The sequence below is a fragment of the Streptomyces sp. BRA346 genome, assembly GCF_052851135.1.
The window spans coordinates 1-24,651 of sequence record NZ_JAIWIH010000005.1 but is presented as its reverse complement, the minus strand read 5'-3'; the positions used below and the strand labels follow the sequence as shown (position 1 = coordinate 24,651).

Here is a 24,651-nt window from a genome sequence, read left to right as displayed (position 1 = left end):
CGGCCACCGGGCCGCACCCGGGCGCACCGGCCACCGGGCCACACCCGCGCACGAAACCCCCCGGGAGCACCGCCGCCAGGCACACCGGCACCCGGGCCGCACCCGGGCGCACCGGCCACCGGGCCGCACCCGCGCACGAAACCCCCCGGGAGCACCGCCATCAGGCACACCGGCCACCGGGCCGCACCCGGGCGCACCGGCCACCGGGCCACACCCGCGCACGAAACCCCCGGGAGCACCGCCGCCAGGCGCACCGGCACCCGGGCGCGAAACCCCGACGGGCGCCCCGGGCCGGGCGGCAGGTCAGACCTGGACGTCCACCACCACCGGGGCGTGATCCGAGGCGCCCTTGCCCTTGCGCTCCTCGCGGTCCACGTACGCGTCCCCGACCGCCCCGGCAAACGGCTCGTTGCCGTACACCAAGTCGATCCGCATACCGCGGTTCTTCGGGAAGCACAGCTCCCGGTAGTCCCAGTACGTGAAGGGGTGGTCGTACTTCAGGGGGCGGGGGACGACGTCCGACAGACCGGCACCCCGCAGGGCGGCCAGGGCCTCGCGCTCCTTGTCGGTGACGTGGGTGAGGCCGTCGAAGCGGGTGCGGTCCCAGACGTCGTCATCGGTGGGAGCCACGTTGAAGTCGCCGAGGACGGCGAAGGGCCGCGGGCCCTTCGCGTCCTCGCCCACGGCCTCCCGCAGGGTGTCCAGCCAGCGCAGCTTGTAGTCGTAGTGCGGGTGCCCGATCTCGCGCCCATTGGGCACGTAGACCGACCAGACCCGCACCGGACCGCACGTGGCGGCTATGGCGCGGGGCTCCTGGCCGCCGTCGTAGTCGGGGCCGCCGGGGAGGCCGGAGACCACGTCGTCGAGGCCGACCCGGGAGAGGACTGCCACCCCGTTCCACCGGCCGGTGGCGTTGACCGCGGCCTCGTAGCCCAGCTCCCGCAGCGGCTCGAAGGGGAACGCGGCCTCGGCGCACTTGGTCTCCTGGACGCACAGCACGTCCGTGCCGCTGCTCTCCAGCCAGGCGAGCAGCCGGGGCAGCCGGGCAGTGATCGAATTGACGTTCCAGGTCGCAATGCGCATGGGGGACAACCTACATCCCGGGTCTGACAGGACTCAGAGCGTCAGGCCCTCGCCCGGGGTCAGGCGGATGTGCTCCGCACCACCCGTGCCCGGCCCGTCCGGGCCCAGCATCCGCCCGTACACCATCGGCGCCAGGTCGGACAGCAGCGCGTCGTGGATGTCGATCGCGCGCCGCGGCGCGGCCTCACGCACATAGTCGAGGATCTCGGAGAACTTGTTCCAGGGGGCGTGCAGCGGCAGCAGCAGCGTCTCCACGGGGCGGTCCGGCACGGTGAGCGCGTCGCCCGGGTGGAAGACCGCGCCGTCGACGACGTAGCCGACGTTGGTGATCCGGGGGATGTCGGGGTGGATGACGGCGTGCATCTGGCCGTGCACCTCGACCTCGAACCCGGCCGCGGTGAACGTGTCGCCCTCGCCGACCGTGTGCACTCGCCCGGGGAACGCCGCGGAGATCTGTCCGGCGACGCTGGCGAGGGTCCAGATCCGGGCGGCGGGGTTGGCGTCGAGCGCCGCCCGCAGCTGCTCCTCGCTGAAGTGGTCGGGGTGCTCGTGGGTGACGAGGATCGCGTCCGCGCCGACCGCCGCGTCCTGTTCCGTGAAGGCTCCGGGGTCGATGACGAGCCGCTGCCCGTCCTTTTCCAGCCGTACGCAGGCGTGGCCCTTCTTGGTGAGCTTCATGGGGATCATTGTCCGCCCCCACCGCCCACTTCACTCTTCGGGACTGGTCTCCTCGCGGATGACCCGCTGGGCGACCGCGAAGGCGGAGTTCGCGGCGGGCACCCCGCAGTAGACGCCGGTGTGCAGCAGCACTTCCTTGATCTCGGTCGGCGTCAGCCCGTTGCGCAGCGCGGCCCGGGTGTGGAAGGCGAGTTCGTCGAGGTGGCCGCGGGCGGCCATGGCGGTGAGGGTGATCACGCTGCGGGTGCGGCGGTCGATGCCGGGCCGGTTCCACACCTCGCCCCACACGTAGCGGGTGATGAAGTCCTGGAAGTCGCCGGTGAACTCGTCGACCTGCGACTCCGCGCGGTCCACATGGGCGTCGCCCAGCACCTCGCGCCGGACCTTCATGCCCTGGTCGTAGGTGTCGGCGCGGCCGTCCGGCACGGGCTCGGGCGGCTGGGTGTAGCCGATCTCGACGGGCGGGCCGCTGGGCGCGGAGGCGGGGGCGGTACGCGGCGGGGCCGGGGCGGTGACCGGCGGCGGCACCGGCGTCAGCACGGGCTTGGCGGACGGGGCGGAGACCGCGGTCATCCCGGTCGGGTGGTCCGAGGACTGCCACGAGCTGGAGAAGTGGCGTACCAGCAGGTCGGTGACGGCGGCGGGCTGCTCGACGGGCGCCAGGTGCGAGGTGCCGGGGACGAGCGCGAGCCGGGCGTCGGGTATGCCCGCGACCAGGACGCGGGCGTCGGCGGCCGGGGTGACCTGGTCCTCGGCCCCGGCGAGGACGAGCGTGGGGATGCCGATCCGGCCCAGCTCGGGGCGGATGTCGAAGGCGGCCAGCGCCTCGCACGCGGCGATGTAGCAGCCGGGGTCGGTGGTGCGGACCATCTGGACGGCCCAGTCGACGATGGCGGGCTGGGCGGCGGCGAAGGTGGGGGTGAACCAGCGCTCGGGGGTGGCGCGGGCGATCGGGTCGAGGCCGTTGGTGCGGACCACGACGCCGCGCTGCCGGAAGGAGTCGGCGGTGCCGAAGCGCGGGGAGGCGGAGACGAGGGCGAGTGAGCCCACTCTCAGGGGATGTCGTAGCGCGAGTTCGGCGCCGATGGCCCCGCCGATCGAGCAACCCGCGTAGCCGAAGCGGTCGATGCCCAGCATGTCGAGGGTGGCCAGCAGCCGGGCGGCGAGTTCCGCGACGGAGGGGGCGGGGTGGGCGGGTGCGCCGCCGTGGCCCGGCAGGTCGAAGCGGAGGACGCGCCAGTGGCGGGACAGCTCGGGTATCTGGCGGTCCCACATATGCCAGGTGGTGCCCAGCGACGGGCCGAGGACGAGTACGGGCCCGTCCTCGGGGCCGTCGGTCCGGTACTGAAGTGTCTTGGTCTCGCTCACCCGGAAACGGTATCCCGAACGTCGCGGGGGACCCTACGGCCTGATGGTGGAGACCACGTAGACCTTCGGATGGGCCGGGTTGTCGTTTCTGACCGTGATCCTCAGCTTGGGCTGCGGTTCCTTCTGTTTGATGACCATGCCCGACCAGTCGTGTCCGGCGGCTCCGACCTGCCAGCCGACCTTCTTCGCCTGGTCGTCCGTGATGGTCACCGCGTCCTTCTTCAGCGCGGAGGGACCGGTGCCGAGCTTGGCCAGGAAGCGGTCCAGCCCGTCGCGGGAGGTGACGAACTGCACGTACAGCGAGCTGACCTTCCACGAGTTGGTCTCGTAGGAGGCGACCTTGAGCGAGTTCGGCGGAACCGGAATGTCGTAGATGCGCCGCTGCACCCGGGACGGATAGCCCGCGGACAGACCCTTGGCCTTGGCCGCCTGGACCTTCTCCGAGCCGCCGTCGCGGCTCTGCATGGCGGAGATCGCCAGATAGCCCGCCGGGATCACGATCAGCAGGAAGACGATCACGGCCTTGAGCCAGCGGCGCGGCGGACGACCGCCGTCGCCACCGGACCCGCCGGACGAACCGGGCGCACCCGGCACGCCGGACCCGCCCGGCCGGTCGGGTGCGGGGCTTCCGTTGGTACCGGAAACGGGCGCTCCGGGATGCTGCTCTGCGGTGGTCACTCGCGGCCTCCTGCCTGGCCCCGCGGCGCCAGCCGCAGCGGGGAGGATCCGGCGCGTTCGTAGCGCTCGACCCGGCGGCGGGTGGCGCGGCGGAAGCGGCGGGCGACGAGCCGGGCGAGGTCGGCGGCGCCGACCATTCCCGCCTCGGGCCCCAGCTGGGCCTTGACGATACGGGCCTCCGGCCGGTAGCCGCGCCCGGTGAGGGTGCGCCGGAAGGCCTCCCGGGCCGGGACGATCAGCAGATCGTCGGCGGCGCTGACGCCACCGCCGATCACGAAGCAGGAGGGATCGAGGGCGGCGGCGAGGTTGGCGATGCCGACCCCGAGCCACTGGCCGATGTCCTGGAGGAGCTCGATGCACATGGCATCGCCGTCCCGGGCCAGCTCGGTGATCAACGGGCCGGTGATCTCCTGGATGTTGCCGCCGACCCGGTCGTTGATCCCGTACGCCACCGGCGACTCGGCGGCCGCCAGCTCACGGGCCTCCCGGACCAGCGCGTTGCCGGAGCTGTACTGCTCCCAGCAGCCCCGGTTGCCGCACGGGCAGCGGTGTCCGGCGGGCACGACCTGCATATGGCCGAACTCCCCCGCGACCCCGTACTTGCCGCGCTTGACCTGGCCGTCCTCCAGGATCGCGCCGCCGATGCCGGTGCCGAGCGTGATCATGACGAGATGGTCCTCGCCGCGCCCGGCGCCGAACCGCCACTCGGCCCACGCGGCCGCGTTCGCGTCGTTGTCGACCATGACGGGGACGGCGAGACGCTCGGCGAGCCGGTCGCGCAGCGGCTCGTTGCGCCAGGACAGATGCGGTGCGAACAGGACCCGGTTGCGGTCCGCGTCCACCCAGCCCGCCGCCCCGATGCCGACCGCGTGCACATCGTGCCGGTCGGACAGGTCCAGGACGAGTTCGGTGATCGTGTCCTCGACCACCTTCGGGCTCTTGGACTTGTCGGGCGTCTCGGTGCGCACCTTCTCCAGGATGTTGCCGTCGGCGTCGACGACCCCGGCCATCACCTTCGTTCCGCCGATGTCGATGCCGACCGTGGGGACCCGGGGCGCGCTCAGGTGCGAGCGGCGCTCACGCGTGCCGACGGTCCGCAGCACGGTGGCCCGGGCCGAGCCCCGGTGCACTCTTTCGCGGTAGATGCTCATCGGCCGGCCCCTTCACCGGTGCGGGGGATGCGGTCGCTGCGGGTGCGTGCTCGCAAGAGTTCGTCGTCCCTGCGGGTGTCTCGGGAGGCCGGGGCCTCGGCGTGCGGTGGTCATGACGCGGGTGGGGCCCGCCGTGCGATTGTGCCTCAACCGCGCCTCACGGTGCATGGTGAGCCGCCGGACACCCGACCGGTCCCGGCCGCCTCAGCGCGCCAGCTCGTGGGTGAGTTGTTCCAGCTCACTGCCGCCCGCCATCTGCCGCGTCAGGTCGTCCAGGGCGATCTCGTCCTTGGCGTGGCTACCCGCCATCGTGCCCCTCTTGAGGAGGACGAACCGGTCGCCGACCAGGTAGGCGTGGTGGGGGTTGTGCGTGATGAGGACCACTCCGAGCCCGGCGTCGCGCGCGGCGGCGACGTACTTCAGCACCACCCCGGACTGCTTGACGCCCAGCGCCGCCGTCGGCTCGTCCAGGACGAGGACCTTGGCGCCGAAGTGGACGGCGCGGGCGATCGCCACGCACTGGCGCTGCCCGCCGGAGAGGGTGCCGATGGGCTGGTCGACGTCGCGCAGGTCGATGCCCATGCGCAGCAGCTCGCGGTGGGTGGTCTCGCGCATGGCGGACACGTCGAGGCGGGCGAAGGGGCCGCGGCCCTTGCGGATCTCGGAGCCGAGGAAGAAGTTCCGCCACACCGGCATCAGCGGGACGACGGCGAGGTCCTGGTAGACCGTGGCGATGCCGCGGTCCAGGGCCTCACGCGGCGAGCCGAGCCGGGTCTCCTCCCCCTCGATCGCGAAGGCGCCCCCGTCGTGCTGGTGCAGCCCCGCGACGATCTTGATGAGGGTGGACTTGCCCGCGCCGTTGTCACCGAGGACGCAGGTGATCTGCCCGGCGTGGACGTCGAGCGTGACGCCCTCCAGGGCCGTGACGTTGCCGTAGCGCTTGCCGATGTCGCGCAGCGCGATCAACGGGGTCCCGGATGTGGTCATGGTCCCGGATGTGGTCATGCGCTTGCCTCCGCCCGCTTGCGGACCCACCAGTTGAGCAGCGTGGCGAGCAGCAGCATCGCCCCGAGGAAGAACTTGAACCAGTCCGCGCCCCACTGCGCGTACACGATGCCCTTGTTGGTCATGCCGAAGATGAACGCGCCGACGGCGGCGCCGACCGCCGAACCGTAGCCGCCGGTCAGCAGGCAGCCGCCGATGACGGCCGCGATGATGTACAGCAGTTCGTTGCCGACGCCCTCGCCGGACTGGACGGTGTCGTACTTGAACAGCAGGTGCTGCCCGGAGATCCAGGCCGCCAGGGCGACCCCCATGTACAGCCCGATCTTGGTGCCGTTCACGGGCACGCCGACCGCGCGGGCCGCCTCCTTGGCGCCGCCCACCGCGAAGATCCAGTTCCCGGCGCGGGTGCGCAGCAGGATCCAGGTGGCGAGCGCGATCAGGGCGAACCACCACACCACGGTGATCTGGAGCTCCACGTCCCCGATGGTCAGGTGGGAGGCGAAGACCTGCCGGGCGGAGGGGAAGCCCTCCATGTCGGCGATGGTCTTGGTGGAGACGGTCTCGCTGATCAGCTTGGTGAAGCCGAGGTTGCAGCCCTGGAGGATCAGGAACGTGCCGAGCGTGATGATGAAGCTCGGCAGGTTGGTGCGCACCAGCAGATAGCCGTTGAAGAAGCCGATGGCGAGGGTGACCAGCAGGGAGACCCCGGCGCCGACCCAGACGTTCGCCGTCATCTGGTACGAGAACATCGACGAGATCAGCGCGGACGAGGTGACCAGGACGCCGGTCGACAGGTCGAACTCACCACCGATCATCAGCAGCGCGACCGGCACCGCCATGATCCCGATGGTCGAGGAGGCGTACAGCACGGTGCTGAAGCTCGACCACTGGAGGAAGGCGTCGGCGGCGATCGAGAAGAAGACGAAGACGGCGGCGGCGCCGACGACCGCGCCCAGCTCCGGGCGGCCCGCCAGGCGGCGCAGCAGCGGGGTCCGCGCCACCGGGCGCGCGTCGGCCTTCTCCGTATCCGTAGCGTCCGGCGTGTCGGTGGTGTCCGCGGCGCTCATCGGGTGCCCCGCTTCGTGAACGCCGCCAGCTTCTTGGCGTCGTCCTTGGTGACGATCTGCGGGCCGGTGAGGACCGGCTTGCCGCCGCCGAGCACGTCCGCGTTGTAGCGCTGGAGCCAGAGCAGGTCGACCGCCTCGTATCCCTGGAGGTACGGCTGCTGGTCGACGGCGAAGCCCAGCGTGCCGTCCTCCAGCCCGGCCGCGACCTTCGCGTTGAGGTCGAAGGTGTCGATCTCCGCCTCGCTGCCCGCCTGCTCGGCGGCCTGGGAAGCGGTGTCGGCGAACGGCGCGCCCAGCGTGAGGACGGTGTCGATGTCCTGGTCGGACTGGAGCTTGGCCTCGATGGAGGACTGCACGTCGGGCATGTTGGTGCCCTCGACGTAGATCTTCTCCAGCTTGCCGTCGAAGGTGTCGGCCGCGCCGTCGCAGCGCTGCTCGTGGCCCACGTTGCCCTGCTCGTGCAGGACGCACAGGGCCTTCTTCCGGCCGCGCTTGTTCAGCTCCTCGCCGACGGCCTCGCCCGCGATGGTCTCGTCCTGGCCGACGTGGGTGAGCGCGCCGAACTTCTTGGACTCCGCCGACCCGGAGTTGACCGTGATCACCGGTATCCCGGCCTTCTCGGCGCGCCGCACGACGGACTTCATGGCGTCGGGCTTGGCGAGGGTGACGATCAGGCCGTCGACCTTCTGGTCGATGTACGACTGGACCAGCTGGGCCTGTTCCTTGCCCTCCTCGTTGTGGGCGTAGAGGAATTTGACGTTGTCCTTGGCGGCGGCCTGCTTCGCGCCGTTCTGGACGATGTCCCAGAAGGTGTCGCCGTCGCCGGAGTGGGTGACCATGGCGAACGTCATCCGCGGGGTGTTGACCGCCGCGTGCCCCGAGGCCGCCTGTGCGGCCCGCTTCTCGGCCCGCAGCCCGCCGGTGCTGCTGCATCCCGCCAGGGCCGCGCCCAGCAGTGTCGCCAGCACGGCGGCGGTCAGCGCGCGTGCCCCTGTCCCAACTCTGGCCACGAAGAAGCCTCGTCCCTCTTGTCCCGTTTCATGTCGGTGGCCGGAGCGACATGATCGGCCCCGGCCGCCGCCAAGTATCCGTTACGCGGCGCGACCGGGGCGGTGGGGGGCTGGCGGTGCCAGGGGATCAGGGGCGTACGAGCAGCTGGAACTCGAACGCGTAGCGCGAGGCGCGATAGGTGTGCGAGCCGAACTCGACGGCGCGGCCCGTGTCGTCGAACGTCGTCCGCTCCATGGTCAGCAGCGGTGCGCCCTCGGGCTCGCCGAGCTGCTTCCCCTCGTCGGCGGTGGCCGAGCGGGCGCCGACCGCCTGGCGGGCGCTGTGCAGGGTGATCCCCGCGGCGCGCATCAGCCGGTAGAGGCCGGTGTCCTCCAGTTCCGCGCTGTCCAGCTTGAGCAGCCCGGCCGGGAGCCGGTTGGACAGGTGTGCCATGGGCTCGCCGTGCGCCAGCCGCAGCCGCTCGATCACCACCACCTCGGTGCCCTCGGCGATGCCGAGCGCCGCGGCCACCTCGGCGGTGGCGGGCTCGGTGGTGTTCAGCAACACCCGGGTCGCGGGGCGCTGGCCCGCGGCCTCCAAGTCGTCGTAGAGGCTGCTCAGCTCCAGGGGCCGCTTGACCTGACTGTGCACCACCTGGGTGCCGACGCCGCGGCGCCGCACCAGCAGTCCCTTGTCGACCAGGGACTGGATCGCCTGGCGGACCGTGGGGCGGGACAGCCCGAGCCGCCCGGCCAGCTCGATCTCGTTGCCGAGCAGACTCCCGGGTGCCAGCCGCCCTTTTTCGATCGCCGACTCGAGCTGTTGGGACAGCTGGAAGTAGAGCGGGACCGGGCTGCTGCGGTCCACGCTGAACTGGAGCGCATCCGCCCCGCCGGAGGAGTCTTCTTCCTGCTTTGCCACGGGGCGAGCGTAGCCGGATGAACAGATGACGGGAAGTCGTGAAGTTCGGTTGTCCGGACAAACTACGCAGAGGAACCGACAACGGTGTCGTTCGTGTCCGTCCGTAACCAGCACAGCGAGCGATGGCCCGGGGCCACCTCCGTCTCGGGCGGCCGCCGCGTACAGGCGCCGGTGGCGTCGTCGTGGACCACGCCTCCCCCGCGACGGTCATGACCCTCGGCGGGGGGGGACCGCGGCCCTGGTGGTCCCTCACGGTCTCGGTCCACCGCGCCAAGCGGCTCACCTGGACCGAAGCGGTGTGAGGGTCTGCCGGGTCAGCGTCATCCAGAACCCCATCACGGCCCTTCCGGGGAGTTGTTGGCGCGGTTGTCGCGGACCACGGCGAGGTATTCGGCGATCGCGTCGCGGTTGCGGACCAGGAAGGCGATGCGCTCGGTCATGCGGTCGCGTTCGTGTTCCAGGGTGGCGAGCATCTCCGGGGTGGCGTCGGAGAAGTGGATGACGCGGGGCTTGTCGAGGCAGGGCAGGATCTGCTTGATGATGCGGGTGGGAAGGCCCGCGTCGAGGAGGCCGCGGATCTGGAGGACGCGGTCGACGTTGCGTTCGTCGTAGGCGCGGTAGCCGTTGGCACAGCGCATGGGGAGGATCAGGCCCTGCTCCTCGTAGTACCGCAGGAGTCGGCGGGACGTGCCGGTGCGCTCCGACAGCTCTCCGATGCGCATGGGGGCCTCTCTGGTCTCCGGTTGACCTTCACATCAGTGTGATGGTTTGAGCATAAGCACATGACGCAGAAACTTCCTCTGCCGGCGCTGCTCGCGCTGGCCACCGCCGTATTCCTGACCAGCCTGACCGAGACGCTGCCCGCCGGGGTGCTGCCCGCGATGAGCGGGGATCTGGGGGTGGGCGAGTCCGCCATGGGGCAGTCGGTGACGATCTACGCGCTCGGGACCGCGCTCACGGCGATCCCGCTGTCCGCCGCCACGGCGGGGTGGCGGCGCAAGCGGCTGCTGCTGACGGCGATGGCGGGCTTCGCCGTGGGCAACACGGTGACGGCGGCCTCGTCGGACTACACCCTCACCATGGTGGCCCGGTTCGTCGCCGGGGTGGCGGCCGGGCTGGCGTGGGCGCTGCTGGCCGGATACGCGCGGCGGATGGCGCCGGTGCCGTTGCAGGGCAAGGCGATCGCGATCGTGATGACGGGGATCCCGGTCGCCCTGTCGCTGGGCGTGCCCGCGGGGACGTTCCTCGGCCAGGCGCTCGGCTGGCGGGTGACGTTCTCGGTGATGACCGCGCTCGCCGTCGCCCTCATCGCCTGGATCGTGGCACTGGTGCCGGACTACCCGGGGCAGCGGCCGGAGGGCCGGACGTCGGTCCGGCGGACCCTCACCGTCCCGGGGGTGGCCCCGGTCCTCTTCGTCACGCTGGTCTTCGTCCTGGCCCACACCATCCTGTACACGTACATCGCCACCTTCCTCGGCGAGGTGGGCATGGACGGCTCGACCGACCTGGTGCTGCTGGTGTTCGGCGCCGCGTCCCTGGCGTCCATCTGGATCGTCGGCGTCCACATCGACCGCCGCCTGCGCGCCCTCACCCTCGCCGCGACCGTACTCTTCGCCGTGGCCGCCACCGCCCTGGCGGCGGTGGCCGCCAGCCCGCCGCTCGTCTACGCGGCGGTCACCCTGTGGGGCCTCGGCTGGGGCGGCGCCCCCACCCTGCTCCAGACGGCCGTGGCCGACGCGGGAGGCGAGGCGGCGGACGCGGCACAGGCCATGCTCGTCACCCTCTGGAACGCGGCCATGGCCGGCGGCGGCCTCGCGGGCGGCCTCCTCCTCGACCTCCTCGGCCCCACGTCCTTCCCCTGGAGCGTGCTGGCGCTGCTGGGCCCGGTGCTCGTTGTAGTGGCCGCGGCGCGGGTGCACGGCTTCCCGGCGGCGCGGCAGGCGATGTGAGGGCTGGTTGAGGGCGCGGCGCAGCGTCGTGATCACGTCCACGTGCGGGAAGGCACGGGGGTCTCGGCCGGTCGGCGCGGCGTCGTGGAACGATGGTCCCCGCGCGTGCGGGTGGGCCCAGGGGGACCTTCAGCGCTCCGAAGGCGGGCGGAAAGACCCCCGTGCGCGGTGCGCGAGGTCCCGACGTCGTAGAACGGGCGCCGCCCCGGGGCCTACCGGGCGCCCTTGGGGGCCGGGGTGAAGGTGACGGGGAGGGCGGAGAGGCCGCGGACCCAGGCTGAGGGGCGCCAGAGGAGGGTGTCGCTCGGGACGGCGAGGCGTACGTCGGGCAGGCGGTCCAGGAGGACTTCCACGGCGGTCTTGGCAATCGTCTCGGCGATCTCCTGGGCCGGGTGGGGGCAGCGGTGTTCGCCGTGGCCGAAGGAGAGGAACGCGCTGTTGCCCTCGGTGAAGGCATCGGAGTCCGGGCGGACCAGGGGGTCGGTGTTGGCGCCGTGGAAGCCGAGGATCAGCAGGTCGCCCTTGCGGATGTGCTGGCCCGCCAGGGTGGTGTCGCGGGTGGCCCAGCGGGCGGCGAGGTTGGCGACGGGGGTGTCCTCCCACAGGACTTCGTTCATGGCCTGGCCGACGCTGTGGCGGCCGCCGGAGAGGGAGAGCGCGAAGCGCTCGTCGGTGAGGAGCAGCCGCAGGGTGTTGCCGATCCAGTCGGCCGTGGGCTGGTGACCCGCCGTCATGATGACGATGAAGTCCTGGACGAGCAGTTCGTCGGAATAGCCCCGGTACGCGGCGACCAGCCGGGAGGCCACGTCGGGCGCGGGGGTGGCCCGCTTGGCCGAGGCGAGTTGACGCATCACCAGGTAGACGTGCCGGTACGCCTCGAGGGCGTTCTCCTTGCCGTCGATCGCGTCGTTCATCGCCTGTACGAGGGCCGGGCCCTCGGCGTCGGGGATGCCGTAGATGCGGGCGAGGACCAGTTCCGGCAGCAGCCGGGCGTAGTCGGCGATCAGTTCGGCCTCGCCCTCGTAGCAGAACTCGTCCACCAGCCGGTCGGCGATCAACTCGGCCTGGCTGCGCAGTTCGTACGGATCGACGGCCTCCAGGGCCTCCCCGATGGCCTCGGCGCGCCGCTGGTGGTCCTCGCCGGTCGCGTACACCACGGACGTCTGGTCGCGGCTGATCATGGGGGCGAGCGGCCAGTTCTCGGGCACGTTGTCCCACTGGTTCCACTGGTTCGCGTCCCGGGTGAACAGCTCGGCGTCGCTGGTCACCTGGTGCAGTTCGCGGTAGCCGAGCACCAGCCAGCCGGGTATGTCACCGTCGAGCAGCACCGGGGCCACCGGTCCGTGCTCGCCCCGCATCTCCCCGTACACCCCGAAGGGGTTGGTCTGGAAGCCGGGCCCGCTCAGCGGCCGCGCGCCCCGGTGGGCGGGGCAGCCGGGCGGCGTTGTGGCGGGGGTGGCCGCGGCGTTCTCGGACGGTCGGGGCTGCGCTGTCATCGATCGGGATCCTTGTGGCCGGGTTGACGGTGAGCCAGGCCAGAATAGATCGCGCCGTCGGGTATGTGACGGGGTTATGGGGTTCGCCCCCTCCTGGGATCGTCGAACCCCGGCACGCGGCGAGCGCGCCGGGGTTCTTGACGACGAGGAGGGTCACGGTGCCACGGGCACCGGACTACGCCTCCGCGAGGCCTCCGGAAGGGCTCGCGCATGCCTCCCGGTTCAGTGAGGCGGATCGGGCAGCTGGGTGAAGACGCACGTCCCGACGGGCCGGGTGTTGGGGCAACGGCCCTCCCACACCTCCTGCGACCGGGTCAGCACGGTGACGAACAGGGGGCCGCCTTGGACATCGTCGGTGTTGGATGCCAGCGTGGCTTCGAGAACGTCGCGGGGGCCGCCCACGGCCACCCACCCGCCGACAGGGGTGCCCGGATTCGTCGACTCGTCGACCGACAGGACGTAGACCTGGCCGTTGCACACCGTCGAGATGTACTTCGCGCCCACTCCGGCCGTGATGACACCTTCATTACCCGCGGAGTCGACGTCGGTACAGGCATTCGACTTCTCGTGCCCGGAGCGCCCGTCGCGCCCTTCGTGCTGCCCTTCGTGCTGCGCGTCACGCCCGGTGTGGGCGGACTGCGTCGTGCTGTCCTGCTCGGGCTGCGGCTCGGTCGCCGCCGCGCTGGTCCCGACGGCCGTCGCGAGCGCCGCGACGGCCATGGCTATGGCAAGCTTTCGCTTCTGCCTCATTCGATTCGCTCCTCTATGGAGAAAGCGGTTCGTAACCTGGCGAAAAAGGCTTACCCGGAAAATCCTCTTTTCGGTCGGACGGGCCCACGTTTTCACTCAACTGGGCGCTTCAGCCACTCGTCCGCGTACTTCCGGTACGTCCCATCGTGCGTCGCCAGGTGCACCCACTGGTCGACGTACTCCTTGAACTGCGCATCGGCGCGGGGCAGCGCGTACGCCTTCTCCGAGAACGAGAACGGCTTGTCCGGGTGGACCGCGCACAGTTCGGGGTGGATCTTCGACTGGTAACGCGTCTCGCTGGCGTCCGTCATCATCACATCGGCCCGGCCGTCGATGATCTCGTCGAAGATCGTGGTGTTGTCGGGGTGGACGGTGAGGGTGGCGCGCTTGATGTGGGCGCGGGCGAACTCCTCGTTGGTGCCGCCCGGGTTGACCACCACGCGCACGCCCGGCCGGTCGATGTCGTCCAGCGTCTGGTACTTCTTCTCGTCCTCGCAGCGCACGATCGGCGTCTTGCCGTCGGTGAGATACGGCTCGCTGAAGGCCGCCTTACGCGCCCGGGCCAGGGTCACCGACACCCCGCCCATGCCGATGTCGCAGCGCCCGGCGGCGAGGTCGTCGACCAGCTTCGCCCAGGTCGTGGCGGTGAATTCCGGCTTGGCGTCGAGGCTCTTGGCCAGGTTGCCCGCCATCGAGATGTCGATGCCGGTGTAGGCGCCGGTCCTGGCGTCGCGGTGGCTGAACGGCCGGTAGTCGCCCGTGGTGCAGACGCGCAGCACCCCGCGCCGGGGCACCCGGTCCAGCAAAGTGCCCTGCCCCGGCGTCGAGTTGGCCGCGGAGTCGGCGGTGCGCTTGGCCGCCGTGCCGTCGGCCAGGGCCGAGCTCGCGACGGTGGCGGCGAGCACGGCGGCGACGGTGGCGAGCGTGACGGCGCGTCTCATGGGGACTCCTCGGCAGCGGCGTGATCACGGCGCGCTCAGCGTGGCAGAAGACGCCGTCCGGGAGAACCCGTCGACCACCTGCTGGAATCCCTGCTGGAATCCCTGCTGGAATACGGCCCGTCAGTACCGCTCCGGGCCCGGGTCGAGCGGCGGGCTGACCTCCGCGAGGCGGGCCAGCAGCTCGGAGGCGCGCTTGGCCACCGTGTCGCGGTCGCCCTCGGAGAGCGCCGAGGCCATCCCGCAGGCGACCGCCCCGGCGGCGATCCAGTCCGGCGCGTCGGCCACGGTCACCCCGCCGGTCGGCACGAAGGCGGCCTGCGGCAGGGCGGCCCGTACGTCCTTGACCCAGCGCGGCCCGTACGCCGCGGCGGGGAACAGCTTCAGCGCGTCCGCGCCCAGCTCCATCGCGCGCACCGCCTCGGTGGGCGTGGAGACGCCGGGGAAGACCGGCAGGCCGTAGCGGTGGCCGGTGCGGATGACGTCGGGGTCCAGGCTCGGGGAGACGAGGAAGCGGGCGCCCGCGTCGACGGCCATCCGCGCGGAGGCGCCGTCGAGCACCGTGCCCGCGCCGATCACCGCGTCGTCGCCGACCTCCCGGATCAGGGTGGTGACCGCCTCCAGCGCGAAGGGGGTGGTCAGCGAGATCTCCAGGCTGGTGATGCCCGCGGAGAGCAGGGTGTCCGCCGTCGCCGTGGCGTGGTCGTAGCTGTCGCTGCGGACGATGGCGAGGACACGCTGCGCGAACGCGGCCCGGGTGGTCTCCCAGCGGTACACGGCAGTCGCCGCCTTTCCTCTCCTAGGGTCTGCTGCCTGATCGTGCCGCACCCCTGTGCCTCCGGGATATGCGGCGCTGAGCGGTATGCGGTTGACGATGTGCGGTGCTGTGGTGCGCTTGATGATCGTGCTTCTTCCGTACCGTACGACGGGCGCCGCCCTCGGCGGAGGGCTAGCGGTGGACCCCGTCGCCGCCGGTGACGCGCTCGGCGAGCGCCCGGTCCCGCGCGACCGCGGAGGGCAGCCCGTCCGTATCGGAGGGGGCCTGGACGACGAGCGAGGCGACGCACGCGGCCTCGGCCAGCGCCCGGGGCTCGGAGAGCCCGCGCAGCCTGGCCGACAGATACCCCGCCGCGAAGCCGTCACCCGCGCCGATCGGGTCGACCAGCGGCACCGAGTGCGGCGATTGCTGCCAGCGGCCGTCCGCGGTGATGACGGTGGCGGAGTGGTCGGCCCGCTTGATCACGACCTCCTGGGTGCCGCCGTCGAGCAGCTCCTGCGCGGCCTCGTCGGCGGGCTGGGCGGTGAGCAGCTCCAGCTCGTCCTCTCCCGCGAGGACGAGGTCCGCCTCGCGCAGCAACGGCCCCGCCGTCTGCGCCCACTGGGCGGCACCGCCCAGCTTGCGCCGGACGTTGGGGTCGAAGGACACCTTCGCCCCGGCCTCCCGGGCCAGCTCCACCAGCCGGCGGCTGGCGGCCGCTGCGGTCGGCGAGAGCATCGGCGTGATCCCGGAGATGTGCAGCATCCGGGCGCCGTCCAGCGCGTCGGGGCCGATCTCGTCGGGGGTGAGACGGGACGCGGCCGATCCCATGCGGTAGTACTGCACGTCGATCGAGCGGTGCGGATGGCTGTCGCGCAGCAGCAGCCCGGTGGGCGCCTGCTCGTCCACGACGGCCTGCGAGACGTCCACCCCGTCGGCGCGCAGCTCGCGCAGCACGGCCTCGCCCGCCGGGTCCGCGCCGACCCGGCCGAGCCAGCGCACCGCGTGGCCGAGCCGGGACAGCCCGGCCGCCACATTGGACTCGGCGCCCGCCACGGAGCGGCGGAAGTGCACGGCGCGGTCGAGCGGGACTCCCGGCTCCGCGAGCAGCAGCAGCATCGCCTCGCCGCACGTGACCACTTCCGGACCGTTCGCCACCGCTGCCTCCCCGCACGTCCAGTTCTACGGGAACGGTATCGGCAACCACCGACAAACGGCGGGGCGGGGTGACGAGATCGTTCGTAAAGAGACCGAGATCATTCGCACCCGGGCAGCGCAACGGCCGCTGCCCGGGCGGGCGGCGGCCGTTGCGCGTGGGGGGTGGCGGCTCTTGCGTGCGCGCCGTGCGGCGGGGGACGGGGCTCAGCAGCCGTGGTCCACCAGGTCGAACGACTCGTAGTGGTCCGCGGTGTAGTAGTCCTCGTCCTTCTTGTCCCCGGTGACGATGCGACGGGCGCCGCGGTCGTCGGAGCCGGGGGTGACGACGGTGTACTCGTGGTAGTAGCCGGAGGACTGGGCCGGAAGGATGCCCTCGCGGTTCTGGAAGACCGTGCCGTCCTGCGGGAACGGGTACGGGCCCCCCTTCTCGATCAGGTCGAGGGTGTCATGGGCCTGGGACGGCAGCTTCGAGTAGCAGATGTCGCCGACGTCCGCGACGGCCCGTACCGATACGGCGGCCGCGGGTGCGGCCGGGGTCGCGGTGGCCGTGACGGCCGTGCCGCCGATGAGGAGCGACGCGGCGAGGGCGCCGAGGGCGCCGATGCGGATCATCCGTGGGGGGATTTTCATGGCTCTAGCATGACGCGCGTAGACAGTGACATGTCAATGCCAAGTGGCGGAAGTTTTCGGTGAGTTCACATGATGCGGGCGAAGCACGAGGGGGCGTGACCCAACCGTGATTTTGCCTCTTGGGCAAGCTTTTTGCCTGGGAGGCGAAGAGCTCGCTATACCGGAGACATGAACCCGTTCCCCGAGGGGGACCCCGCCGAGCCGCCCGCGGAACCCTCCGCCGAGCTGCCCGTCGTCGCTCCCCGCCTGCGCGAGCTGCGGCGCGGCAGCGGGCTGACCCTGGAGGCGGCGGCCCACCGCGTCGGGCTCTCCCCCGCGCATCTGTCCCGGCTGGAGACGGGCCGCCGCCAGCCGTCGCTGCCCATGCTGCTGGCCCTGGCCCGTACTTACGGAACCACGGTATCCGACCTCCTCGGCGAGGTGCCGCCGAGCCAGGACCCCATCGTGCGCGCCGACCGGATGGAGGCGCAGGAGGCGGGCGGCTGGACGTACCGGCGGGCCGGTGGCTCCGGCAGGGCGATGCAGGCGCTGCGGCTGCACGTGCCGGAGGGCTCGGGCGCCCAGGACGCACTGGTGCGCGTCCACGCGGGCGAGGAGTGGCTGTACGTCATCGGCGGACGGCTGCGGCTGACCCTCGGGGACGCCGTCCACGTACTGGCCCCCGGCGACGCGGCCCACTTCGACTCGCTCACTCCGCACCGCATCGCCGCCGCCTCCCCCGGCGGTACGGATCTGCTCTTCGTCCACACCCTGTTGCAGAGCGGGGCCGCAGAGCTGTGCCTCGGCGACGCCGCCCGCCGCGGAGGAAGGCCCGGAACGCCATGAACGACGCGACCCCGACCCCGAACCCCCACCCGGACCCTGCCGCCCCGAGGGTGACGCGGGAGCAGGACCGGGCGCCGATCCCGGTCTCCGTCCGGGTCTTCATCTACGTCGTCGGCGTGCACGTCTTCGCCGGTTTCCTCTATCTGCTGTTCTACCTGGGCGCCTCCAAGTAATCCGGGCTCCCGCGTGGCGCGGGAATGGCACAATCCCCGGGCATGGACTGGTCACACCTCGGCCCCCCGCTGGACGTACGCCCCCTCTTCCCCGTCGAGCGCGGCGCCCTGTTGGACCTGCTGGCCGGGCTCGGTCCCGACGACTGGCGGCGCCCGACCGCATGCCCCGGGTGGGACGTCCACGATGTGGCCGGGCACCTCCTCCACGACCAGGTCCGCCGGCTGTCCGGCGGCCGCGACGGCCACCCCGGGCCGCCCTTCGGCCCCGGCGAGACGCTGCCCGCGTACATCACCCGCACCAACGAGGAGTTCGTCCGCGGCACCACCCGGCAGCTCAGCCCCCGGCTGCTGACCGACCTGCTGGCCACGCTGGGGCCGCAGCTGGACGCGTACTGGGCGCGCTGCGACCCGGACGCGCCCGCCGGTTTCGACGTGTCCTGGGCCGCGCCCGGCGTCCAGGCCCCGAACTGGCTGGACACCGCCCGCGAATACACCGAGTTCTGGGTCCACCAGCAGCAGCTGCGCGACGCGGTGGGCCGGCCGGGCGCCATCGGGCCGGAGCTGCTGCACCCGGTGCTCGACACGTTCCTGCGCGCCCTCCCCCACACCCTCCGCGACCATCCGGCCCCGGACGGCGCCTCGTTGCGGGTCCGGGTGCCCGGCCCGGCGGGCGGGCAGTGGACGGCCGTACGTACGGAGCACCACTGGCGCCTGGGCACGACCGACGCACCGCCCGCCGCCGAGGTCGGCATCGACGCGGACGCGCTGTGGCGCCTGGCCACCCGCGGCATCACCCCGGAGGCGGCCCGCGCCCGGGCGACGATCCACGGGGACGAGCGGCTGGCCGGTGCCGCGCTGACCCTCCTGGCGATCGTCCGGGAGCCCGACGAACCGGCCTGAGCCGACGGAGCCAGGCAGCGCCGTAACCACCCGGAAGGGGAGCCCACCGATGGAGGACCGCGCGGCGTCGACCGCCCGCACGATGTGGACCCTGTTCGAACCGATCCACGCCGTCACCTACTTCGCCCCGGAGGCCCTGGCGGCGTACGAGGACGCGGGCCTGCGCGGCTTCTGGCGCGGTTACTTCGCGTGCCGTGCCGCGCCGCTGGGCCCGGTCGGGCCGGAGCCCGTCGCCGCCGCGTTCTTCTCGTTCGCGCCCGCCATGGTCGCCCGCGCCCTGCCCGACGTCTGGCAGCTGACCGCCCCCGAACGCGCCCTGGAGATACGGCGCGCGGGCGCCGTGGCCGCCCTGCGACGCCTGCTCACCGGCCACGAACCCGAGGCGGAACGAGCGGCGGAGGCCCTGGTCCCGCGGGCCGCCGGGCTCGACACCGCCGGGCGCGTCCTGGCCGCCGCCCACGCCTCGCTGGACTTCCCCGACCAGCCGCTGGACCGCCTGTGGCACGCCGCCACCCTGCTGCGCGAGCACCGCGGCGACGGCCATGTCGCCGCCCTCGTCGCCGCCGGGCTCGACGGCTGCCAGGCCCTCGCCCTCCGCGCGGGCACCGACATCCCCCGTGCCGAACTCCAGCCCTACCGCGGCTGGACCGACCAGGAGTGGGAGGCGGCCCGCCTCCACCTCACCGAACGCGGCCTGCTCCTCCCCGACGGCACCGCGAGCCGCAACGGGCGCGAGCTGCTGCGCGCCGTCGAGTCCGCCACCGACCGCGCCGCGGAACGCCCCTGGCGCGCCCTCGCCCCGGACGCGGTCCAGGACCTCACCACCGTCCTCGCCCCCGTCTCCCGCGCCTGCGCCGCCGCGCTCCGCTTCCCGAACCCGATCGGCCTGCCGGAGCCGACCAGCCGGTGACCCGGTGACGCAGCTCACATCCCCTCATGTCACACTTCGCCGGGCTGTCCGGTCAGAGAGGTGTCACCACAGGAAACGACATGGGGAGCTCATCATGGACGCTCGCTTGAACCTCTTCGGCAACCGGGCCGCGGCCACGTTCCTGAAGCACATCAACACGGCGGGCAAGGTGGTCTCGGACTCCACACTCCCGACCACCACGCAGGAGCTGGTCAAGCTCCGCGCCAGCCAGATCAACGGCTGCGGCTTCTGCACCGACATGCACACCAAAGAGGCCGCGCACGCCGGGGAGACCTCGGTGCGCCTCAACCTGGTCGCGGCCTGGCGCGAGGCCACCGTCTTCACCGACGCCGAGCGGGCCGCGCTGGAGCTGACGGAGCAGGGCACCCGCATCGCCGACGCGGCCGGTGGCGTCACGGACGAGACGTGGGCGAACGCCGCCAAGCACTACGACGAGGACCAGCTCGCCTCCCTGGTGTCCCTCATCGCCCTGATCAACGCCTACAACCGCCTGAACGTCATCGTCCAGCAGCCCGCCGGTGAGTACCGGGTCGGCCAGTTCGGATAGTCGGCGGCGCACCCCCGGGCCCCTCTCGCGGGGCCCGGGGGTGCTGCACGCTCAGCCGCGCCGCAGGCGCCGCCGGGCGCCGTATGCCGCCGCGCCCGCCGCGATCACCGCGGCTCCCGCCGCGACGGATGTGAGCGGGAGTGCGAACGCCAGGGCCGCGCAGCCGAGCAGGCCCACGATCGGGACGGCGCGGGCCGGGCGGCCCTCCGCGGGGGTGAGGGTCCGGGCCGAGGCGTTGGCGACGGCGTAGTAGACGAGCACGCCGAACGAGGAGAAGCCGATCGCCCCGCGGACGTCCGTGGTCGCGGCGAGGACGGCGACGACCGCGCCGACGGCGAGTTCGGCGCGGTGCGGGACGTGGAAGCGGGGGTGGACGGCGGCGAGGGCGGGCGGCAGATGGCGGTCGCGGGCCATCGCGAGGGTGGTCCGCGAGACGCCGAGGATGAGGGCGAGGAGGGAGCCGAGCGCGGCGACCGCCGCGCCGGTGCGGACGACGGGCGCGAGCCCGGGGGCGCCCGCGGCGCGGACCGCCTCGGCGAGCGGGGCGGTGGCGTGGGCGAGGCGGTCCGGGCCGAGGACGGCGAGGACCGCGAGGGCGACGGCCGCGTACGTGACCAGCGTGATGCCGAGGGCGAGCGGGATCGCGCGCGGGATGGTGCGCTCCGGGTCGCGCACCTCCTCGCCGAGGGTCGCGATGCGCGCGTACCCGGCGAAGGCGAAGAACAGCAGCCCGGCGGCCTGAAGCGTGCCGCCGGGCGTGGCGTCGGCACCGAGGTCGAGGCGGGCGGGCTCGGCGGTGCCGCCGGTCAGGCAGGCGATGACCACGGCGGCGAGCACGGCCAGCACCAGGGCGACGATCAGCCGGGTCAGCCAGGCGGCCTTCTGGACGCCCGCGTAGTTCACCGCGGTCAGCGCCACGACGGCCGCGACGGCGATCGCGTGCGCCTGCCCGGGCCATACGTAGGAGCCCACGGTGAGGGCCATCGCCGCGCAGGAGGCGGTCTTGCCGACGACGAAGCCCCACCCGGCCAGATAGCCCCAGAACTCCCCCAGCCGCTCGCGGCCGTAGACATAGGTGCCGCCGGACTGCGGATAGCGGGCGGCCAGCCGGGCGGAGGAGGTGGCGTTGCAGTACGCGACGACGGCAGCCAGCGCGAGCCCCGGCAGCAGCCCGGACCCGGCAGCGGCGGCGGCCGGGCCGAGCGCGGCGAAGATCCCCGCGCCGATCATCGCCCCGAGCCCGATCACCACCGCGTCGAACACTCCGAGGTGCCGTTTCAGCTCCCCGGTGGCGGCTCCCGTTCCCATCAACTCGCTCCTCGGCACGGCCGGACATCGGGGTCCCACCCTAGGAGGGTGTCAGCGGGGCACGTCCATGCGCTGGGTGCCGACGACCGACAGCAGCCGCAGCGCCTCCTCGGACGAGGAGCCGGGGGGCGCGGTGTAGAACACCACGCGCTGGTCCCGGTCGGTGATGTCGAGGGCGTCGCAGTTGACGGTGACGGGGCCGACCATCGGGTGGTGGAAGGTCTTGCACAGGGTCGGCGCGGCGCACACGTCGTGGGAGGCCCACAGCCGGGCGAACTCCTCGCTCCCGTCGAGGAGTTCGGCGATCAGTTCGGCCACCTCGGGATCGTCGGGGTAGCGGGCGGCGGTGGCGCGCAGGGTCCGGGCCGTGGTGCGGGCGAACGCGTCCGCGTCGGAGACTCCGTACAGCCGCCGCCCCTGCGGGTGCGGGCCGAGGAAGGCGCGGCGCGCCAGGTTGCGGTCGCGCCGGGGCAGGGCGGAGAAGTCCTCCATGAGGGCGCACGCGAGGTCGTTCCAGGCGATCACCTCGTAGATCGCGGAGGTGACGATCGCGGCGGCCTGCGGGAGCCGGTCCAGCAGGTCGAGGATGCTCTGCCGCACCTCGCGCGAGGGCCCGGGCGGCGGGGCCGGCGGGGCGCCCGCGAGGTGGTGGAGGTGGGCGCGTTCGGCGTCCGACAGGCGCAGGGCCCGGGCCAGCCCGGTCAGCACCTCGCGCGACGGGCGCGGGCCGCGGGCCTGCTCCAGCCGCGTGTAGTACTCGGTCGAGATGAACGCGAGCTGCGCCGCCTCCTCGCGGCGCAGCCCCGGGGTGCGCCGCCGGGGCCCGGCGGGGAGCCCCACGTCGGCGGGGGTGATCCGCTCGCGCCTGCTGCGCAGGAAGTCGGCCAGTTCTCGTTTGTCCACGCCCCCAGTGTGGGCGGGGCCGCGGGGCGTATCCAGGTACCGCCGGTGCCTGGATGGGCGCCGCTGCCGGACGCAGGCTCGCTGCCATGGACAACACACCGAACACCGAAACACCCGGCCTGCTGGCCGACAAGGTCGCCTTCATCACCGGCGCCGGGCGCGGCATCGGCGCCGCCGCGGCGCGGCTCTTCGCCCGGGAGGGCGCCCGGGTGCTGCTCGCGGCCCGGACGGAGGACCAGCTGAAGGCGGTGGCCGAGGAGATCCGGGCCGCGGGTGGCACCGCCGACCACGTGGTGTGCGATCTGGCCGACGCGGCGAGCGTACGCGCCGCCGTGGACCGCGCCGTGGAGCGGTACGGCCGCCTCGACGTCGCCTTCAACAACGGCGCGACGATCACTCCGCCCGGCCCCGTGGACCAGGTGCCGGAGGCCGACTTCGACCACCTCTACGCCGTGAACCTCAAGGGCCCGTGGCTGGCCATGGCCGCAGAGATCGCCGCCATCCGGGCCACCGCCGGGACGGGCGCCATCGTCAACAACTCCAGCATCGGCAGCCTGGGGAGCAACCCCGAACTGCCCGCCTACGGGGCGATGAAGCGGGCGGTGAACAGCCTCACCGAGTCGGCCGCCGTCACGTACGGCCCCGAGGGCATCCGGGTCAACGCCATCGCCCCCGGCGGCACGGTGACCGAGATGATCCGTACGTGGGAGACGCACGAGCCCGGTCTGCTGGAGCGGATCACGGCGCACACCCCGCTGCGCCGCATGGCCGACCCCGAGGAGATCGCCGAGGCCGCCGCCTGGCTCCTCAGCGACCGCGCCTCCTATGTGACGGGCACGGTCCTCAGGGCCGGCGGCGGCGCGCGGGCATAACGCGAGGGGGTCAGCCCTGCTGGGCGCGCCGGGCCTCGGTGATCGGGAGGCGGTCGAAGACGGTCTGCACGTATGTGATCCTGCCGTTCTCGATCGTCAGGTAGTCCGCGGCCCGCAGGTCCGATACGAACGTGGTGTCGGTGGTGTAGACGATCGCCGCGCTGGTCTCGTCACCGAGGACCTTGGTGATGGTCGCGCTGGTGAGCATCGGCAGGAAGCCCTCCAGGAACTTGCGGTACCCGGGGAGGCCCTCGATCCGGCCGGAGGGCGCGTCGCAGACGACGTCGTCGGCGACGAGACCCAGTGCCTTCTCGGTGTCCCCGCTCATCCACGCGCGGCCGAAGGTCTCGGCGATCGTGCGGGCGGAAGCGGCGGAAGCGTTGGTCTCAGCCATGGCGGTATCCCTTCGTGGTGATCCCCGCACCGGGGATCTGTCACTGGATACTCGGGCCGGTATATGACACGTTGTGTCTTATACCGCAGGGACTTTTGGAGCCATGAGATCCGACCGGTTGCTCTCGATCATGCTGCTGCTCCAGACCCACGGGCAGCTTCCCGCCGCCACGCTGGCCGAGCGCCTGGAAGTGTCGGTCCGCACGGTCATGCGTGACGTGGAGGCGCTGTCCGCGGCGGGTGTACCCGTCTACACCGTGCGCGGCCCGCACGGCGGCATCGCCCTGCTGCCCGGCTTCCGTACGGACGTGACGGGGCTGACCTCCGACGAGGCCCGCGCCCTGTTCGTGCTGCTCTCCGACCGCGCCTACGCCGATCTGGGTCTGGGGCGGGCGATCGGCTCCGCGCTGCGCAAGGTCATGGCCGCGCTGCCCGCCCCGTACCGGCCGGACGCGGACCTGGCCAGCCGCCGCATCCTGATCGACCCGGTCCGTTGGCGCGGCGGGCCGTCGCGACCGGCCGCCGACGGCCTCGGAGTGCTCCAGCGGGCCGTCTTCACCGACCGGCGCCTGCGGCTGCGCTACCAGCACGGCGAGGACGGCCGGGTGCGCTCGTACACGGTGGACCCGTACGGGCTGGTCCACAAGGCGGGCGTCTGGTACCTCGTCGCCGATCACCGCGGCGAACCACGGCTCTTCCGGGCCGACCGGGCGCTGTCCGCCGGTGTCCTCGACCAGCCCGTCCAGCGGCGGGACGGGCTGGAGCTGGGCGACGTGTGGGACGTGCTGCGCCGCCGCATCGACGACATCCCCGCCCCGGTGCCGGTCACCGTCGGCGTCCGGCGGGAGATCCTGGGCCGGTTCCTCCGCGTCCACCAGGCGGACCTGGCCGAGCCGCACCTCCCCGCCGACGCGCTCCCCGAAGACCACCGGGTGACCGTCGAGCTGCGTTTCCGCTCCCTGGGCGCGGCCCAGGCGCTCCTCGCCTTCGGCGCCGACGCCGAAGTCCTCGCACCCGTCGAGCTGCGCCGCGCCCTGGCCCGCAGGGCGGCCGAGGCGGCCGCCCGCTATGCGGACGAGACCTAGAAGGCTGCTGAAAATCTTGTCGAGGGGCTGTCCGGCTGCGGGCCGGGCGGCCCTTTTCGCTATGCGGTGGCCGGGGTGAGGTGCCAGGTGTTGCT

General features: G+C 72.6%; 27 protein-coding genes. 8 read left to right on the top strand and 19 right to left on the bottom strand.

Annotated elements, in window-relative coordinates:
• Positions 1-303 precede the first annotated feature (303 nt).
• The 10 genes from LCH29_RS06965 to LCH29_RS06920 form a co-directional block, all read right to left on the bottom strand.
• On the bottom strand, positions 304-1,083 hold the full coding sequence (locus tag LCH29_RS06965; protein WP_446460813.1) for an exodeoxyribonuclease III: 780 nt from the start codon (positions 1,081-1,083) through the stop codon (positions 304-306).
• A gap of 33 nt (positions 1,084-1,116) precedes the next feature.
• On the bottom strand, positions 1,117-1,761 hold the full coding sequence (locus LCH29_RS06960; protein WP_446460812.1) for an MBL fold metallo-hydrolase: 645 nt from the start codon (positions 1,759-1,761) through the stop codon (positions 1,117-1,119).
• A 30-nt stretch (positions 1,762-1,791) separates the two neighbouring features.
• The gene (gene pcaDC / locus LCH29_RS06955) at positions 1,792-3,129 is read right to left on the bottom strand and encodes a bifunctional 3-oxoadipate enol-lactonase/4-carboxymuconolactone decarboxylase PcaDC (RefSeq protein WP_446460811.1); all 1,338 of its coding nucleotides are present in this window, start codon (positions 3,127-3,129) and stop codon (positions 1,792-1,794) included.
• Between the two features lie 33 nt (positions 3,130-3,162).
• Positions 3,163-3,807 (bottom strand): hypothetical protein, encoded by a 645-nt coding sequence (locus LCH29_RS06950; RefSeq protein WP_446460810.1) that lies wholly within the window; start codon positions 3,805-3,807, stop codon positions 3,163-3,165.
• Entirely contained in the window at positions 3,804-4,958 is a 1,155-nt protein-coding gene (locus LCH29_RS06945) for an ROK family glucokinase (protein ID WP_123107751.1), read from the bottom strand. The genes LCH29_RS06950 and LCH29_RS06945 overlap by 4 nt, the downstream gene beginning before the upstream one ends.
• Before the next feature lie 204 nt (positions 4,959-5,162).
• Positions 5,163-5,963 (bottom strand): ATP-binding cassette domain-containing protein, encoded by an 801-nt coding sequence (locus LCH29_RS06940; RefSeq protein ID WP_446460809.1) that lies wholly within the window; start codon positions 5,961-5,963, stop codon positions 5,163-5,165.
• On the bottom strand, positions 5,960-7,030 hold the full coding sequence (locus LCH29_RS06935) for an ABC transporter permease (protein WP_446460808.1): 1,071 nt from the start codon (positions 7,028-7,030) through the stop codon (positions 5,960-5,962). The genes LCH29_RS06940 and LCH29_RS06935 overlap by 4 nt, the downstream gene beginning before the upstream one ends.
• The gene (locus LCH29_RS06930; protein WP_446461270.1) at positions 7,027-8,010 is read right to left on the bottom strand and encodes a sugar ABC transporter substrate-binding protein; all 984 of its coding nucleotides are present in this window, start codon (positions 8,008-8,010) and stop codon (positions 7,027-7,029) included. Before LCH29_RS06930 ends, LCH29_RS06935 begins: the two co-directional genes overlap by 4 nt.
• A 157-nt stretch (positions 8,011-8,167) precedes the next feature.
• Complete coding sequence (locus tag LCH29_RS06925; protein WP_446461269.1) at positions 8,168-8,887, bottom strand: GntR family transcriptional regulator; 720 nt, start codon at positions 8,885-8,887, stop codon at positions 8,168-8,170.
• 389 nt (positions 8,888-9,276) lie between these two features.
• Positions 9,277-9,663, bottom strand: a complete 387-nt coding sequence (locus LCH29_RS06920) for a MerR family transcriptional regulator (RefSeq protein ID WP_446460807.1) — start codon at positions 9,661-9,663, stop codon at positions 9,277-9,279.
• 60 nt (positions 9,664-9,723) lie between these two features.
• Between LCH29_RS06920 and LCH29_RS06915 the strand changes: the two genes are divergently transcribed.
• Positions 9,724-10,890, top strand: coding sequence for an MFS transporter (locus LCH29_RS06915; RefSeq protein WP_446460806.1), 1,167 nt, complete (start codon positions 9,724-9,726; stop codon positions 10,888-10,890).
• A gap of 212 nt (positions 10,891-11,102) precedes the next feature.
• On the opposite strand, the gene LCH29_RS06910 is transcribed toward LCH29_RS06915, so the two are convergent.
• The 6 genes from LCH29_RS06910 to LCH29_RS06885 form a co-directional block, all read right to left on the bottom strand.
• Positions 11,103-12,386: a cytochrome P450 gene (locus tag LCH29_RS06910; protein ID WP_446460805.1), complete on the bottom strand. Its 1,284-nt coding sequence runs from the start codon at positions 12,384-12,386 to the stop codon at positions 11,103-11,105.
• Positions 12,387-12,608: 222 nt separating this feature from the next.
• On the bottom strand, positions 12,609-13,136 hold the full coding sequence (locus LCH29_RS06905) for a hypothetical protein (RefSeq protein ID WP_446460804.1): 528 nt from the start codon (positions 13,134-13,136) through the stop codon (positions 12,609-12,611).
• 92 nt (positions 13,137-13,228) lie between these two features.
• Positions 13,229-14,077, bottom strand: coding sequence for a transporter substrate-binding domain-containing protein (locus LCH29_RS06900; protein ID WP_446460803.1), 849 nt, complete (start codon positions 14,075-14,077; stop codon positions 13,229-13,231).
• 120 nt (positions 14,078-14,197) lie between these two features.
• Entirely contained in the window at positions 14,198-14,851 is a 654-nt protein-coding gene (locus tag LCH29_RS06895) for a bifunctional 4-hydroxy-2-oxoglutarate aldolase/2-dehydro-3-deoxy-phosphogluconate aldolase (protein ID WP_446460802.1), read from the bottom strand.
• A 172-nt stretch (positions 14,852-15,023) separates the two neighbouring features.
• Positions 15,024-15,989: a sugar kinase gene (locus LCH29_RS06890; RefSeq protein WP_446460801.1), complete on the bottom strand. Its 966-nt coding sequence runs from the start codon at positions 15,987-15,989 to the stop codon at positions 15,024-15,026.
• A 204-nt stretch (positions 15,990-16,193) separates the two neighbouring features.
• Entirely contained in the window at positions 16,194-16,619 is a 426-nt protein-coding gene (locus tag LCH29_RS06885; RefSeq protein WP_446460800.1) for a ribonuclease, read from the bottom strand.
• Positions 16,620-16,787: 168 nt separating this feature from the next.
• On the opposite strand from LCH29_RS06885, the gene LCH29_RS06880 reads away from it, so the two are divergent.
• From LCH29_RS06880 to LCH29_RS06860, 5 genes are all read left to right on the top strand, one after another.
• Positions 16,788-17,444 (top strand): helix-turn-helix domain-containing protein, encoded by a 657-nt coding sequence (locus LCH29_RS06880; protein WP_446460799.1) that lies wholly within the window; start codon positions 16,788-16,790, stop codon positions 17,442-17,444.
• Complete coding sequence (locus LCH29_RS06875) at positions 17,441-17,617, top strand: DUF6126 family protein (RefSeq protein WP_154685920.1); 177 nt, start codon at positions 17,441-17,443, stop codon at positions 17,615-17,617. The genes LCH29_RS06880 and LCH29_RS06875 overlap by 4 nt, the downstream gene beginning before the upstream one ends.
• 42 nt (positions 17,618-17,659) lie before the next feature.
• Positions 17,660-18,517 carry a maleylpyruvate isomerase family mycothiol-dependent enzyme gene (locus LCH29_RS06870; protein ID WP_446460798.1) on the top strand — a complete coding sequence of 286 codons (858 nt, stop codon included), beginning with the start codon at positions 17,660-17,662 and terminating at the stop codon, positions 18,515-18,517.
• Between the two features lie 49 nt (positions 18,518-18,566).
• Positions 18,567-19,427: an SCO6745 family protein gene (locus LCH29_RS06865; protein WP_446460797.1), complete on the top strand. Its 861-nt coding sequence runs from the start codon at positions 18,567-18,569 to the stop codon at positions 19,425-19,427.
• A 94-nt stretch (positions 19,428-19,521) separates the two neighbouring features.
• Complete coding sequence (locus tag LCH29_RS06860; RefSeq protein ID WP_446460796.1) at positions 19,522-19,995, top strand: carboxymuconolactone decarboxylase family protein; 474 nt, start codon at positions 19,522-19,524, stop codon at positions 19,993-19,995.
• Positions 19,996-20,046: 51 nt separating this feature from the next.
• Here the strand turns inward: LCH29_RS06860 and LCH29_RS06855 are convergent, their stop codons facing one another.
• Both LCH29_RS06855 and LCH29_RS06850 read right to left on the bottom strand, forming a co-directional pair.
• Positions 20,047-21,303 carry an APC family permease gene (locus LCH29_RS06855; protein WP_446460795.1) on the bottom strand — a complete coding sequence of 419 codons (1,257 nt, stop codon included), beginning with the start codon at positions 21,301-21,303 and terminating at the stop codon, positions 20,047-20,049.
• A gap of 51 nt (positions 21,304-21,354) precedes the next feature.
• Positions 21,355-22,206 (bottom strand): helix-turn-helix transcriptional regulator, encoded by an 852-nt coding sequence (locus LCH29_RS06850; protein ID WP_446460794.1) that lies wholly within the window; start codon positions 22,204-22,206, stop codon positions 21,355-21,357.
• A gap of 86 nt (positions 22,207-22,292) precedes the next feature.
• On the opposite strand from LCH29_RS06850, the gene LCH29_RS06845 reads away from it, so the two are divergent.
• Positions 22,293-23,078 carry an SDR family NAD(P)-dependent oxidoreductase gene (locus LCH29_RS06845; RefSeq protein WP_446460793.1) on the top strand — a complete coding sequence of 262 codons (786 nt, stop codon included), beginning with the start codon at positions 22,293-22,295 and terminating at the stop codon, positions 23,076-23,078.
• A gap of 10 nt (positions 23,079-23,088) precedes the next feature.
• Here the strand turns inward: LCH29_RS06845 and LCH29_RS06840 are convergent, their stop codons facing one another.
• Complete coding sequence (locus LCH29_RS06840; RefSeq protein ID WP_446460792.1) at positions 23,089-23,472, bottom strand: nuclear transport factor 2 family protein; 384 nt, start codon at positions 23,470-23,472, stop codon at positions 23,089-23,091.
• 103 nt (positions 23,473-23,575) lie between these two features.
• Between LCH29_RS06840 and LCH29_RS06835 the strand changes: the two genes are divergently transcribed.
• Entirely contained in the window at positions 23,576-24,556 is a 981-nt protein-coding gene (locus tag LCH29_RS06835) for a helix-turn-helix transcriptional regulator (protein ID WP_446460791.1), read from the top strand.
• Positions 24,557-24,651 lie beyond the last annotated feature (95 nt).